Genomic DNA, 14,282 nt, shown 5'->3' with positions numbered 1-14,282 from the left:
TCTATCACGGGTTGATATCTGCTATTGGTACAATTTTCTTGAATGCTAAAAGCTCACACGCTCGGTTCCGCGCTGAAGGACCTAAGAGCACAGTTTTCTTGAAAGGCTGGGCAAAACTGTGTAAAAGTCATGTTTACTATCTATTAACTATAATGATTTCAATTAATACGCGACAGTTCAGACCTGCACATAATGATTAGAAAACGGTATTTCTCGCTAGGACTTCTATTTGTAGCATCTTTTTTAGGGGCGTATTCTGCGTCTGCGGCCCCTAAAACGCCTGTTGTGCTGTTCCTTGATTCGACTGTGTCTCTCACAACTCACGATGGCAGTGCTTCCAGATTTGGTGAAATTGTTAAAACCAGTAAACAATTTCTTCGCTCCAAAGATGTGCCGTACGAGATAAAAATACAGCCTTGGCGCCGCATCTTACGCGATGCCGAAACCCAGCAAAACGGGCTTATTATTGGCTTGATCAGGTCACCTGAACGGGAAGAGCACTTTCACTGGCTTCATCCACTCCTTATCACTGACTACAAGCTGATTGCGCGCAATACAGAAGAATTCCAAAACCTGGACCATGACAGCATCATCAGCGGTAAATATACCGTTGTGTGTGAAACGGAATCTGCCCAGTGTGACATGCTATCCAAATTTGGCTTTAAGGAGGAAAATATCCTCCAACTAGCAGAAGCAAAAGCCGAAGGCTTTGAATCGCTGCTGCTGCATGGGCGCATTGACTTTATTGTCAGTGACATGAAGGAAGTAAACAATAATCTGAAAAATCTCGGACACTCAGAGCAAGCAGTTATACCAGTCGCAACAGTTGACGCATCCCACATCTACCTGGCGGGATCAAAATCAACCCTTGACCCCAAGTATCTTGAAATACTGATGACGCCGTAATCATTAGCGTTCGGTTAGAAAAAGGCCGGCCCCGCAGCCTATTCCAAGGTGATAAACATTACCCTGTTTGATGATTTTTCTGTTTCGCATACGCCTGCGCAATGCGAAAGGCACCGTACGTGACAGCAAATAATATTGCCCACTCAAGTGGCTGATATTCTTGGATATACTCAACAGGCCAAATAATTGCCTGCACAAAGTTTTGAATCTGATTGATCAGAAACTGGACAAGGGTATTGATTCCAAAAGTAGAAAAATACCGTACAATGGCATCCCAATCTGTCAGAAATTCAATAGCCTGCTCAAGCTCAATAAGGATAAAGGTCAAAAGGGCTACCACCCCATAATACCCACCCCCAAAAGAAAGCCACTTATCAATGGTGTAGTCCCCGGTTTTCCGATCCTGTTTTTTGCCCGTTTCTTCATTCCGTTTTGGGCGTTTTTTTACAGTACCGTCATCATCAGTTAAACCAACACGGTGCGCCCACCAAAATAGTGCATAGCTTAACCCACCGACCAAGACCCCCATCATCAACGCTGTAAATAGTGTACCAAACATTGCGGCCCCCGTATTTGCACCCCATCATTTATCATGGTGACTTACCACCCACAGCCACCATATCGACGCTTACTATAAACCCACCCTATGTAAGCATTAAAACAATCAATTTGAAGACAATATTCACCGGCTCTATTGTTGACGGTGGTACCGTATATCTACGTTATTTTCAGGGTTTAAAGGAGAGTTTTTCTATGTGGGGGATACATTTTGTAAAGAAAGTCGGTTTTCTGGGTATGGCCTGCCTTGCACTTGCGGCATGTGACACTGGTCAGGGAACTGCTCCATCCACAGAGAAAGTAGATACAGTCATAACCGGGGGCCTTTTGTACGACGGCACCGGCGGCAAGCCCTATACAGCCAATATCGCCATCAAGGATGGGACAATCGTCTATATTGGTACCGCAAGCGATAAAAGCTTCGATGCGACAACGACTATCGACGCTACCGGGCTGATGGTAACGCCTGGTTTCATCGACATGCACTCCCATAACACGCCAGAAGAAGACTATGCCCGCGAAGGCTTGCCCTATATCTATCAGGGTATCACGACAACGTCGTTGGGTTTGGATGGGTTTGGCACACCGCACATCAAAAAACGGTATGACAGCCTGAAAAAAACCGGTTTCGGCCCCAATCTCTTTTCCTATGTTGGTCATAACACCATTAGGCGTACAGTTATGGGCGATGCTGATCGTGCACCGACTGATACCGAACTGAAACAGATGAAAAGTCTGGTCAAAACCGGCATGGACGAAGGAGCTTTTGGCCTGTCTAGTGGTCTTTTCTACGTTCCTGGCTCTTATTCCAGCACCGACGAGGTTGTTGCGCTGGCGTCAGTCGCTGCACCATACGGAGGCATCTATGATACCCATGACCGTGATTTAGGCGCCGCCTACAAAGGCATAGGGTATCTGGCTTCTATCAAGGAAGGGATCGAGATTGGCGAGCGTTCTGGAACACGGGTCATTTTCTCGCACTTTAATGCACAGGGCATCCAGAATTACGGCCGTGCAAACGAAGGAGCAGCCCTGATTAATGAAGCCCGGGCACGCGGTGTTGATGTGGCTGGCGCACAGCATGTCTACAATGCAACCCGCAGCTCGCTAAGTGCTTATGCCCTGCCCCGCTGGGCTGCTGCTGGCGGTTACGATGCGATCATGAAACGCTTCGAAGACCCTGAAATTATCAAACAGCTTGATGTTCAAACAATGGAAATGCTGGCCATTCGTGGCGGCGCATCGAAAATTAAGCTTGTTGACCCTTCTCCTGACATTAACGGCCTGACACTGGATATTGCCGCTCAAAACATGGGGCTAAGTGTGCAGGAAGCTGTCAGACAGCTCATCCGCGAAAAGAAAACCGCTGTGATGAATCTTGAACTATATGACGATAACAACACCCGGTATCTGGCCAAACAATCCTGGATGATGACCTGCACGGATGGCCGCCCACCACACCCTGATCAGGCATCAGCACATCCACGCACGTATGGTGCCTTTACCAAGAAACTGTATGAATATGTGATTGAAGACAACATGATTTCCATGGCCTTTGCCGTGCGCTCCATGTCCGGACTGGCTGCTGATTTCCTGGGCCTTGAGAACCGTGGCTATCTGAAAGTTGGTCAGGCGGCTGATATTGCCGTCTTTGACCGCGATAAAATCAAGGTAAAAGCCACCTACGAAGCACCGAAAGAATTATCAGAGGGTACAGTCCATGTTCTTGTGAACGGTGACTTCCTGTTGAAAGATGGTGCACCAACAGGCGCGCTGTCCGGTGTTGCGATCCTGCGTGGCGGCGAAACATACTAAGCCGCCAGCGTCACTGGGGAACATACGAAGGGGCACAGTGTGCCCCTTTTTTATCCGGCGGGTTTATCAGAGAAGTATAGATCTACCACCGCATCAATCGCTTCATATAGCCCCTCTTGCTGGGCATTATTGCACAGTGTTACCAGGGAAAAGCCTTCGTCCTCAATCCTGCGATAATAGCTGGTAAAGCCAAGCCAGCCCCCACTGTGTTCGTAACGAACGTTACTATCCGTTTCAATTCTGAACTGGCCATAAGCATACAGTGCACCCCGTGCTTTATGCTGACTGGTCGGGGTGTTCATCAAGGCTTTGAAGGCGGCCGGGTCTTTGCCCAGTTTTGGGTCTATAAAATTTCTGTCCCACTTGATGAAATCATTGATGCTTGTGTGCACACCCCCGTCACCGACGACAAATAGATTGGTCATATCATTGATATACCCACCGCCTTCTTTTGGCTTATACCCTTGTGCACGGTTCTTGATAATCTCCACGGCATCATCACTGTAAAAAGTCTCAGACATGCCCAAAGGACCGAATATCCGTTCATCCGCGAACGTACGCAGAGTTTTCCCAGAGACTTTTTCAACCAGTTTGGACAATAGAAAATAGGCAACATTATTATATTCAAACCTGGTGTCCGGCTCATGGATCAGACCAAGCTTTTTCACCACATCATAAAATTCATCGTTGGTTAAATAGTCTTCATTTCCCAAACGAAACGGACGTCCAAGCGGCGACCGCAAATCAACAGCACTTGGCTGCTTTTCACCTTCGTACGACCCTGATATATGGTCATAGCGGCTCATGCCGCTTGTATGCCCTAACATTGACCGAACGGTTACTGTATGGGCATAGTCGGGCAAGTCTGGCAGATAACGCCTGATGTCCTCGTCAAGATCAATGACACCATCATCAGCCAGCAGAAGAACGGCCGCAGCAGTAAACTGCTTAGAAACAGATGCAATACGAAATACTGAATCCGGTGTCAGCGGCACGCCCAGTTCCAGACTGGCCATCCCGTATGCTCCCTTATGCAGGAACTCGCCATCTTTCATAACACCCACGGCACACCCCGGTGCATCAGTGCGGTCAAAAGGGGCAAATATCTTGTCCACAGCCTTACTGAACGCGGCAGGGTATTCCGTCGCCTGATCAGCCACGACTTGGGAGGACAGTATCAACATCCCGGCTGACACCCCCATGCGTAAAGCGACACCAAACCTGTTATATTTTGCAAACCCTAACATACCCACCCTTTCTTTCTGTTTCTCTAAACATCAGCGTATGGTCTGACAAATGCAACCACATTCAGGCGCATTTAGTCCCTGAAATCCTCAGAGAACGCACAAAACATCAAAAAATTTACGGTCTCGGGGCTGCAGACCGTCCTACCAAGTGGAATTTCAGCAAACGAAGGATATATCCATGACAACTCCCGTATGCCTGCCTTGCCCCTTTTGTGGTAGCACCTGCCAGCTTGTCTCCAACTTAGACGGCGATCCGGACCTGCGTATTTGGTGGGCCGAGTGCCTGGATGAAGACAAATGTGGTGCCAGCACTGCACCTGCCACAACCCGTGAGGAGGCCGCTGCTATTTGGAACAAACGAACGAGTGTACCCGCCAACTAACTGAAAGTATTCAGGATTTTGGGTACACTTAGTAGTTTCATTATCTCGCCAAAACGATATAGTAATGCTTTACTTATTAATCACTGCACAAGGACATGCTGCGAGCGATGTTATGGGGGAATATCATGAAAGCTTTTCAGGGCAACCTTAGGTCATTTTTATCTTACGGTTACAAGTCATTCTGGGTATGCAGTCTTCTTCTTGGCCAACTGGCACTATTTGCTGCCCCGCAGGCACTTGCTGATCAGGACATTCCAACACCTTCAGCCGAAGACCTGCAAAAGCTGGATGAAACAGTTGAATCCTTGTTGGCTAAACACACAATCCCCGGCGCGTTGGTAGCCGTTGCGTCGCGCGGCAAGATGATTGATCTGCGCACCTACGGCATGGCGAATGTGGAACTGAATGTACCTGTATCGAAGGATAATGTTTTTGAAATTGGCTCCGTCAGCAAACAGTTTATTGTTGTCGCCGCCTTAATGCTGATGGAAGAAGGCAAGCTGGGCCTGCATGACCCAATTCAAAAGTATTTGCCTTTCGTGCCTAGCGAATGGCTGGGCATTACACCCTACCAGCTGATGACCCACACATCCGGCATCCCGGACTATGAAGAAATCCGAAGTTATGATGTGTACGGCTTTCGTCTAACTCCAGAAGAAATCATCAAGATTGCCCATTCCCGGCCAATGGACTTTCAACCGGGTGAAGGTTGGTATTACAGCAACACCGGCTATTTTCTGATCAGCATGATTGTCGAACGTATTGAAGGAAAGCCCCTGGGGCAGGTGCTTGAAGACCGCATTTTCAAACCCCTCGGAATGAACCAGACTCGCATGGCCGATCCAGAAGCAATCATCCCGCACCGGGCAAGCGGCTACTGGGTTAATAAAGTTGATCAGTTAATCAACCGTCGCCCTACGGAGACATCGTCCACACTCGCCGCCGGGGGACTATTGTCTTCCGCGGCTGACCTGGCCAAGTGGGACGCAGCGCTTTATGGTGATGAAGTCCTGTCAGAAAAATCCAAGGAACTGATGTGGACGGTCGCCGACGTTCCAACCGGTACAAATTCATGGACTTATGCCATGGGATGGTCGCTGGAGCCTTATAAAGGGCTTAAAACGCAGTGGCATACTGGTCAGGTTGCGGGTTTTATCACGCGTTTCCGCCGTTTCCCCGACGAAGGACTGATGACCCTTGTGTTTGTCAATCGCTACCGCGCTCAGACACAGGAGATAGAAGATGCAGTACTGCAAACCTATATCCCAAGCCTTCGCACGAGCACTACACCAGAGCAGGACAGCAAACAATAGCAGGGTAAACGGGATAAATCTGTGATACTATCCCTCCCACATCAGGGAGGGAGACAGCCTGTGATCTTACGCCGTTTTATTGAGCACGTGAAGGACCAGAACTGGTTCGCCGTGGGACTGGACGTTCTTGTCGTCATCACCGGTATATTTCTTGGGATGCAGGTCACAGACTGGAATGACACCCGCAAAGACGCGGCACTGGAAATTGCATATCTCGAGCGGCTATCCGGTGATCTTCGACATAATGCGGAATCACTTGAAGAGTCTGCCGAGTTTCACGCCCACATCCACAAAAATATAAATGCACTCGCGACTGTACTGATTGACGATAGTGTATCAGAAGCCAATCTGGCCGAACAATCCAAACGACTGGCGCCGTGGGGCGCTTACCCCACCGCTGATGTTCGCATGGGTGCCTGGGAAGAGCTTGTATCCACCGGCAGGCTTTCCCTGATCAGTGATCAGTCGGTACGTGAAGCCCTGCAAACAGTCGCAACAATGAAAGAACAGGCAGACGGTCAATTCAGCTATATCCGGAGCAGTGCAGGTGACTGGACCTCTGGTAATGGTAAATTTCTTACCGTTATGCAGGACGAAACCGGGGAAGTTTTCCTCGTACCAAATTTAAGGGCCGTTGTTGGGGATACACAATTTATTCAAAAACTACTCTTTGAAGCAAGCCGCCAGAACCGCGCCGCCACCATACGCAAACAACAGGCTGAGACGAACCAGAAGGCACTTGATCTGGTAAAATGCGCCCTTGATCAACGTACCTGCCCACCATCCAACTCCTGACATCAAGATCAAAACTTCTCACCACCCGGGTCATCTTCACAGTTTCGTGAAGTGCAAAATACAGCCTTGCCAAAAGGTGTACCGATCTGTACACTTCAGTTCAAATATTAGTGACATTTCCTGTTCCCCTTCCCAGATCAAGGAAACTACCATGCAGCGACAGATTCGACCCTTTCTGGCACTTTGTGCTTCTATCATCTTTCTGGCATATTCTTCCCATGCAAGCCAAAGTGAACGACACCGATTGTTATCGCTTGGTGGTGGACATTTGCTAAAGTCAGAAGTTCTTGACCGAAAGATCGAGATCCTGATTTCAGTGCCGGAAGAATACGGCAAAACAGACAAATCTTATCCCGTGGTGTTTCTTCTGGAAGGTCAATGGTACTTTCCTTTCACACACAATCTGGTTGAACGTATGGCAGAACAGCATCAAATGCCGGCATCCATCGTTATCGGATTATCCATGGAGAACCCTGACCGGTTCGACGAACTGCAACCCGGCGGCGAACGGGCGGCCCGCCTTGTTGAATTTCTGAAGAGGGAAGCAATCCCGTTCGTGGACCGTCACTACAGAACAACAGCAGACCGCACCCTCCTGGGATGGGAATACGGTGGGGCATTCACCTTATACACGCTGGCGCACCATGCTGAGCTGTTCGATAATTATATTGCAGCAAGCCCTTTTCCCATCAATGCACACACCATTGATTTTGCGCATAGCACCGAAACAGGTCCCAAATATCTTTTCTTCGGCGTTTCAGAACATGAACGCACCGTCAATGACGGGGTCAACACCTTGCTGGACGTCCTGTCTGAAACACCGATACCGGGCCTTAGCACAGACAGCTATCTGATCAAGGGCAGCACCTACAAGGCAGATCATATACGGTCCCCCTTTGCCCTATTTGCGGCCGGCCTTGCCCATGCCCACAAGGGCTATGCCCCTTTGCGCCCTGATACAGCCGCAGAATACCGCATGCTGGGCAGTATGGCATATGTGCAGGACTTTTACCGCCAGCGGGCGGCACGGTACGGTACCGACCCCGCCATCGACTTTGAAACATTGTGGTGGCTGTTTCGGATTGCCATGGAGGATGACGACCCTACCATGATGCAGGAAATCCTGAACGAACAAGACATCTTCACACCCGCCTTGCTGGCTGCATACCAGAACGAAAACCGCTATGTCAGCTACGGGTCTTTCCTGTCAAGCAAGGGACTACATACTGAGGCAATCTCACTATTAAGTACAACCACAAAACATTTCCCTGCGTCTGTTCGGGCATGGTTCCGACTGGCAACCGCACAGCAAGCCTCCGCTCTTCATCAGGAGGCAGAATTGAGCTTTGAAAAAGCCGTGCAGTTAGCAGAGGCACAAAACCACTCCCGGCTGGATTTGGTGAAAGAACACTATAACAATCACATGCAGCACACGCATAACTAGGCGACCTCACTTCTGCCTTGATTGAATGTCACACAGGCTGCTGGTCACTGGAGCGGGGAATATACCGGCCAAGTGGTCCGACTATAGGCAACACAGGACACACACTGCGTCCGCCCACGGTGACATAGGGACAAGAATGGTCAGGAATTTTGTTTGCAGCTTTGTGTTGATACTGGGTTTGGCAGCGCACGCTGCCGGTCAGGACGACCCGGTTATTACCGCCGTTAAACACTTTGAGACCAGCTATGCGACCCGGATCGGTCTTGCAGTATATGACACGGAAACCAACACCAGCAGACACTATAATGGTGATGTCCGTTTTCCGCTGAATAGTACGTTCAAAACACTTGCCTGCGCAGCTGTTCTCCAACAAATTGATCAGGGCGAAATCGGCAGAGATGACCTTCTAACCTTCACCGGGGCAGATATCGTCACATACTCCCCTGCCCTGGAGCCTCTTGTCAGTTCCGGATCAATATCTGTTTCGGATACGTGTCACGCCGCAATGACCCTAAGTGACAATACAGCCGCTAATCTGATTCTGGAAAAACTAGGTGGTCCAGAAGGTCTGACCCGCTTTTTACGCACTATTGGCGACACTATCACCCGGCTGGACAGATACGAAACATCCATGAATGAAGGCAAGCCAGGTGATACAAGGGATACAACAACTCCCTTGGCCATGGTCTCTACGCTCCACAAGATTTTGACAGGTACTGTTCTCTCTGACGGCTCGAAACAGCAGCTTCTGGACTGGATGATGGATAATCAGGTAGCTGGTCCGTTACTAAGGTCAGTCATGCCAACGGGATGGCGGATTGCCGATAGAACGGGGGCTGGTGGCTATGGGTCCCGGTCTATTACCGCACTTGTTTATCCCCCTGAAAGAAAACCGATCTTTATTGCAATTTACCTGACGGAAAATGATCTACCGATTAGCGACCGCAACCACATCATTGCAGAGATTGGGCGCGTCCTTTTCAAAGACCTCCCCCAATTGCCATAAACGATCCTTGCTGCCCACAGTAGAGGGTGGTTGCTCGACACCTTCCCCGTTTGACGGTACACTCTGGGTTCTTAAGTTTCAGGGGGAGCAATAAGGTGACATCAAGACGAGAATTTCTGGCCACATCAGCGGCACTCTACGGCGCATCAGCGTTTGGCGGCACTGCGCGCGCTGCAAGCGCTTTCGGCAGTGCCGACACCATCATAACCGGCGGCACGTTTATCACCATGGAATCAGACACAGCCGCAACCGAAGCGCTGGCAATAAAGAACGGACGCATATTAGCGGTGGGCACCGCGGCGGAGATTGATCCGCTTGCAGGCCCAGCAACGCAGCGGATAGATGCACGGGGGCTGACAATTGTGCCTGGGTTTATCGATGCCCACAGCCACCCGATGATGGCAAACGAGGCCATCAGCACTGATGTTAATTTCCGGACAATTGATGAAGTCATAGAAAGCCTGCGCAAACGCGCTGCCAACACACCGGCTGGTCACTGGGTACTTGGTCATATGTATGATGATACAAAATTTGTCGAAGGACGCCCGCTGCTGCGTACCGATCTTGACAAAGTCAGCCGCGATCATCCCATTTTTGTCCGTCACCGTGGGGGGCACACGGCAGTTATCAACAGCAAAGGCTTTGAAATAGCCAAACTGACTATAGACACACCGGACCCTGACGGCGGTAAGTTCTATCGCGACAATGGGCAGTTTACAGGCAAGGTTGCAGAGCTGGCGCTGGATGTTTTTGAGCAAGTCGGCGTTTGGCCCAAAATAGACCGTGAAACCCTGGCCCGGAATGCCGAACTGATCACCAGAAGAATGGCCGCAACCGGCCTGACATCAACAACAGATGCCTTTGGCACCATGCCTAGCTGGCTGGCATACAGTGACTGCCACCGTGATGAAACCCTGTCCTGTAGGATTGACTTTATGCCGTCCTCATCTGCGTGGCAGGGAGAAGATGCATCCTGTTATGAACTGTTCAAACGGGCAGGCATACTATCCGGATTTGGCGATGATATGCTAAAGGTCGGGGCCGTGAAATTTGCCGCAGACGGATCTGCATCAGAACGCACCATGCGCATGAGCACGCCCTACAAGGACCGGCCTGATGACTACGGTATCCTGACGATGACAGCAGACGCATTGGACGACGCCGTATCCGGAGCATACGAAGCAGGCTTCAGGGTCGGTGTGCATGCAAACGGCGATGTAACCATTGATATGGTGCTGGACAGCTACGAGAAACTATTGCGCGGCAACACAGGGCGAAATACGCGCTTGCGGATTGAACACTGTTCGCTGGTTAATCCATCCATTTTGAAACGCATGAAAGACTTGGGGGTTATCCCCACACCCTTTTATACCTACGCCCACTACCACGGCGAAAAATGGCACGAATACGGTCCCGAGAAAATGGAGTGGATGTTTGCCCACAAGTCCATGCTGGATGCAGGTATTCCTGTTGCCCCGGCATCTGACTTCACACCAGGGCCCTATGAGCCACTTATGGCGCTGCAAAGCCTTGTCACCCGAAAAGACCTGCAAGGCAATGTGTGGGGACCGTCACAACGGGTTTCCATGATGGAAGCCATGACCATTTGCACACGCAACGGGGCCTACGCATCGTTTGATGAAAATAAAAAAGGATCACTTCGTGCAGGCAAACTGGCTGATATTGTCCTGCTGTCTGACAACCCATTTTCTGTGGACCCCGATGCCCTGCAGGACATTCAGATAATACGCACCATCATGAACGGGCGAACAGTATTTGAAGCCTAGCGTGAACCAATAAGTGCCTTAAAACGTACGGGGGAATAGTTCGTAAAGCACCTAGAAGAAATTCTGGCTGACATGGAACAGTTGCGCGACGAAACCGCTTAAACCCGATCACGACTGCGAGAAATATTATCAAACCGGCCTATTGAAGCCTACTTACTTTGGTAGTCCGCTATATATTCAATATAGCTCTTTCAACTTAAATCTGATTCTTATACGATAACAGAAACTTAAAATTGTTATTATACAAATTCAGAGATCGCCATGAGTAGTCCCTACGAACTTTTATATAAAATCCTCCAAACAATGCCTGATCCCGAAGGGGGCATTAATCCCGTCGTTAAAAATCAAATTCAAAACTTTCAATCCCCCAATATTGGTGCAATTCTGGCATTCCCACCAAAAGTAGGTGGGACATTCCTGCGTACCGCTCTTATTGAATTACTCTCTAAAAATTATTATGCATATCTAAGTCGGGGTTCCTATGCATCAACGGACCAGGCCAGAGATTTATATTTTCCGACCTTCCTACATCATCATGTGACGATTGACCCCACGCCAAAAGCGCTGATTGCTCACTGTCATATGCACGCAAACAAACCAAACATTGAGATTATTGAAGTGTTTAAACTCGCAACCATTGTCAATACGCGTAACATTCTTGATACGCTCGTAAGCTACAATGACATGGTTACTAAGGAAGCTGACCAACTGGGCGTGGACTTTCTTTCTCACAGCTCTGAATATTATCGTGACATGACCGAAGATAGACGGCGTTGGTCTCTCGTAAATATTGCGCCTATTTGGTACGCACGGTTTTATGCATACTGGTTGAACTATACCGAAGCATGTCGTGAGGCAGGGAAAATTCCGCCCCTTTGGACCTCCTTTGAAGAGCTCTCCAATGACCCTGAAATATTATTGTCAAAGTTTGCTCGACACGTTGATCCAGCAAACACCTATTCAATCCAGGATATAGACAGTGCGCTACAAAAAACCATGGCCAACAAAAAGGACTTAAGGTTTAACAAGGGCACCAGTGGAAGAGGAGATGCCTTCTTCACCCCTGAAGAGAAAAGTCGCATCCTTGAAATTATGACGTTTTCACCTGAACACACACGGATACTGCAGAGATATGGTGTCCTCTGATCAGCCGTCATGTCAGACACCAAACATACATTTTAAGTCCTACACCGATCACAGCACAGACCGGTGAGATTCTCAAAGCAATCCCAAGGAAGCCTCCATTTTGTGGTGGCTTTCTAAACGATGCCTATGAACGGATTTGAACTACCGCCACACGGCTTTTCAGTTGATACCCAATTGATTTCATGACTTGCCGCTCTGATTATCCAAAGATAAGCTGGTGCGATGATTATCCTATCGCTAATCAACATTATTCAATTGATTATGGCTGCTCAGGCGGCCCTTTTTGGAGGACTTGCCCTGTCGGAGAGGCTTTTTGCCTTTTCCGCCCTGATGTTTACATTCTTCCTGCACATGTCTTTCAACATAATGGTCGATACAGACCACCTCGGGCCATTTACTGACATCACATCATCCTTTGTTTTTTTGTATGGTCCGCTTTTCTATCTGTTCATTAAAGAATTGACACAAGAAGCCAAAACACTGAGGCCGGATGTTTGGTTACATTTTGTCCCTTTTTTCGCTACGATTTTGATAACAATAAATCCGTCAGTGCTCGGGGCGTTATCCTTAGTATCGTTGCTGATTTATGGCATATTGATTTATCGCTATGTGCAGACTTATGACCGGGTTATCGACCGAACATTAAGTGATGCACTATCCGGCCGTTTAACAGGACTGAAATGGCTCTGCGGTTTTCTTGGGATTCTAACCCTGTATGACATTACCCGAACGCTGGCGCATGACATTTTCGGCGTGATGCGTACTGATTTCTGGTTTGCAATTACCATGCTAGGGGTACTTCTGCTTATTAACTGGCTTGCTTTGTTTACCTTTCAATTCAACAAACGATTTAACGGATTATATCCGGGGGAAGAAAGTATCGCATCGACCTTTGAAGCTACGCCGACGGAGGTCAATTCTGAGGACATCAAGCGAATAGAGAACGCAATTGTCCGCCTTGCTGAAGACAATCTTTATTTGCAGCCGGATCTGCGCTTGAAGGACTTTGCAGACCACGTCGGCATGGATGAACGACAACTGTCCAGACAATTGAAGGCGGTTAGTGGCGATCGTTTTCCCAAACACGTACAACGGCTGCGTATAGAAAAAGCCAAAAAGCTGATTCTTGATGCTGAGAAAGCTGGCACTAAGGCTAACTTTTTACGTATCAGTTTTGATGCTGGTTTTAGTGCTAAATCCAGTTTTAACAAGGCGTTCAAGGATGAAACCGGGGTCACGCCCACTCAGTGGCGCTCAGCACAAAACCAGTAAAACGTCTAAATTCTGTTTTTTGGACGCTATGCGTTGCAAGTGCTGACATCTTTTCTGCAGTAGAAAATCAAAAACAGGATAAAAGATGTTAGTAACACGCATGAAATCTACCATGGCCTTGATCATTGCTCTTATAACTACGAGCGCCGGATATACGCAGGATGACGCAGATATCGCAAAGCCTGAGATAATTCATTTTGGACAAGACCTATCGGAAAGCCGAAAATCACTGGCCACCTACTGCGACAATATCAGTGTGCGGGAAATTATACCTGCGGAAATTCCAGGAACGATAACCAGGCAAATGCAACTGGACTGCGAAGGCTTTGAGATGGCTGGCGCAAAACGGCTTGCCGAATTTGTCTACCGTGATGATAAATTGGTTTTGGTTTGGATACTGGTCAACGAGAGTGAATTACCTGCCTTAAGACAGAAGATGATAACCAGTTATGGTACACCTTCTTTCGAAGTAAACGGCGCTTTCACAGCCTTCACCAATCATAGAACGGCTCTTCGTGCGGATATACCCGAATTCCTTTTCTATAGTGCAGATGTGTCGGAGCAATTCGAAAACTGGTTTAGTGCCGCCAGTAACTAACAGGCGACGTTTA

The 14,282-nt window shown here is 48.7% G+C and carries 13 protein-coding genes; 11 read left to right on the top strand and 2 right to left on the bottom strand.

Translation table 11 applies throughout. From position 1 onward, the window contains the following. The first annotated feature begins 192 nt into the window (after positions 1 to 192). Positions 193 to 906, top strand: coding sequence for a transporter substrate-binding domain-containing protein (locus tag IE181_RS05200; protein ID WP_191250504.1), 714 nt, complete (start codon positions 193 to 195; stop codon positions 904 to 906). 58 nt (positions 907 to 964) lie between these two features. Here the strand turns inward: IE181_RS05200 and IE181_RS05195 are convergent, their stop codons facing one another. Continuing rightward, entirely contained in the window at positions 965 to 1,465 is a 501-nt protein-coding gene (locus tag IE181_RS05195) for a hypothetical protein (protein ID WP_191250502.1), read from the bottom strand. A gap of 194 nt (positions 1,466 to 1,659) precedes the next feature. On the opposite strand from IE181_RS05195, the gene IE181_RS05190 reads away from it, so the two are divergent. Further along, the gene (locus tag IE181_RS05190) at positions 1,660 to 3,279 is read left to right on the top strand and encodes an N-acyl-D-amino-acid deacylase family protein (protein ID WP_191250500.1); all 1,620 of its coding nucleotides are present in this window, start codon (positions 1,660 to 1,662) and stop codon (positions 3,277 to 3,279) included. Between the two features lie 50 nt (positions 3,280 to 3,329). Here the strand turns inward: IE181_RS05190 and IE181_RS05185 are convergent, their stop codons facing one another. Next, positions 3,330 to 4,526, bottom strand: a complete 1,197-nt coding sequence (locus IE181_RS05185; RefSeq protein ID WP_191250497.1) for a serine hydrolase domain-containing protein — start codon at positions 4,524 to 4,526, stop codon at positions 3,330 to 3,332. Positions 4,527 to 4,704: 178 nt separating this feature from the next. Here IE181_RS05185 and IE181_RS05180 point away from each other — a divergent pair, with 178 nt between their 5' ends. From IE181_RS05180 to IE181_RS05140, 9 genes are all read left to right on the top strand, one after another. Continuing rightward, positions 4,705 to 4,908: a Lar family restriction alleviation protein gene (locus tag IE181_RS05180; protein WP_191250495.1), complete on the top strand. Its 204-nt coding sequence runs from the start codon at positions 4,705 to 4,707 to the stop codon at positions 4,906 to 4,908. Between the two features lie 125 nt (positions 4,909 to 5,033). Beyond that, positions 5,034 to 6,221 (top strand): serine hydrolase domain-containing protein, encoded by a 1,188-nt coding sequence (locus IE181_RS05175; RefSeq protein WP_191250493.1) that lies wholly within the window; start codon positions 5,034 to 5,036, stop codon positions 6,219 to 6,221. Between the two features lie 60 nt (positions 6,222 to 6,281). Beyond that, a complete protein-coding gene (locus tag IE181_RS05170; protein ID WP_191250491.1) occupies positions 6,282 to 7,016 on the top strand; it encodes a hypothetical protein in 735 nt (244 codons plus the stop codon). Between the two features lie 151 nt (positions 7,017 to 7,167). Further along, positions 7,168 to 8,460, top strand: coding sequence for an alpha/beta hydrolase-fold protein (locus tag IE181_RS05165; RefSeq protein WP_191250489.1), 1,293 nt, complete (start codon positions 7,168 to 7,170; stop codon positions 8,458 to 8,460). 136 nt (positions 8,461 to 8,596) lie between these two features. Then, the gene (gene bla, locus IE181_RS05160) at positions 8,597 to 9,466 is read left to right on the top strand and encodes a class A beta-lactamase (RefSeq protein ID WP_191250487.1); all 870 of its coding nucleotides are present in this window, start codon (positions 8,597 to 8,599) and stop codon (positions 9,464 to 9,466) included. A 95-nt stretch (positions 9,467 to 9,561) separates the two neighbouring features. Beyond that, the gene (locus IE181_RS05155) at positions 9,562 to 11,253 is read left to right on the top strand and encodes an amidohydrolase (protein WP_229819159.1); all 1,692 of its coding nucleotides are present in this window, start codon (positions 9,562 to 9,564) and stop codon (positions 11,251 to 11,253) included. A gap of 261 nt (positions 11,254 to 11,514) precedes the next feature. After that, a complete protein-coding gene (locus tag IE181_RS05150) occupies positions 11,515 to 12,399 on the top strand; it encodes a hypothetical protein (protein ID WP_191250485.1) in 885 nt (294 codons plus the stop codon). A 222-nt stretch (positions 12,400 to 12,621) separates the two neighbouring features. Beyond that, complete coding sequence (locus tag IE181_RS05145) at positions 12,622 to 13,671, top strand: helix-turn-helix domain-containing protein (RefSeq protein ID WP_191250483.1); 1,050 nt, start codon at positions 12,622 to 12,624, stop codon at positions 13,669 to 13,671. A gap of 85 nt (positions 13,672 to 13,756) precedes the next feature. Beyond that, a complete protein-coding gene (locus tag IE181_RS05140; RefSeq protein ID WP_191250481.1) occupies positions 13,757 to 14,269 on the top strand; it encodes a hypothetical protein in 513 nt (170 codons plus the stop codon). The last annotated feature ends 13 nt before the right edge of the window (positions 14,270 to 14,282 follow it).

The organism is Kordiimonas sediminis (genome assembly GCF_014656395.1).
Classification (GTDB): domain Bacteria; phylum Pseudomonadota; class Alphaproteobacteria; order Sphingomonadales; family Kordiimonadaceae; genus Kordiimonas_A; species Kordiimonas_A sediminis.
Note: the sequence above shows the minus strand (reverse complement) of the source record. Positions and strands in the feature narration are given on the sequence as shown.

Coding starts and splice junctions, on each gene's coding strand:
- IE181_RS05140 (WP_191250481.1), top strand. CDS start 13,757: ATGTTAGTAACACGCATGAAATCTACCATGGCCTTGATCATTGCTCTT.
- IE181_RS05200 (WP_191250504.1), top strand. CDS start 193: ATGATTAGAAAACGGTATTTCTCGCTAGGACTTCTATTTGTAGCATCT.
- IE181_RS05185 (WP_191250497.1), bottom strand. CDS start 4,526: ATGTTAGGGTTTGCAAAATATAACAGGTTTGGTGTCGCTTTACGCATG.
- IE181_RS05190 (WP_191250500.1), top strand. CDS start 1,660: ATGTGGGGGATACATTTTGTAAAGAAAGTCGGTTTTCTGGGTATGGCC.
- IE181_RS05150 (WP_191250485.1), top strand. CDS start 11,515: ATGAGTAGTCCCTACGAACTTTTATATAAAATCCTCCAAACAATGCCT.
- bla (WP_191250487.1), top strand. CDS start 8,597: ATGGTCAGGAATTTTGTTTGCAGCTTTGTGTTGATACTGGGTTTGGCA.
- IE181_RS05175 (WP_191250493.1), top strand. CDS start 5,034: ATGAAAGCTTTTCAGGGCAACCTTAGGTCATTTTTATCTTACGGTTAC.
- IE181_RS05180 (WP_191250495.1), top strand. CDS start 4,705: ATGACAACTCCCGTATGCCTGCCTTGCCCCTTTTGTGGTAGCACCTGC.
- IE181_RS05145 (WP_191250483.1), top strand. CDS start 12,622: ATGATTATCCTATCGCTAATCAACATTATTCAATTGATTATGGCTGCT.
- IE181_RS05195 (WP_191250502.1), bottom strand. CDS start 1,465: ATGTTTGGTACACTATTTACAGCGTTGATGATGGGGGTCTTGGTCGGT.
- IE181_RS05165 (WP_191250489.1), top strand. CDS start 7,168: ATGCAGCGACAGATTCGACCCTTTCTGGCACTTTGTGCTTCTATCATC.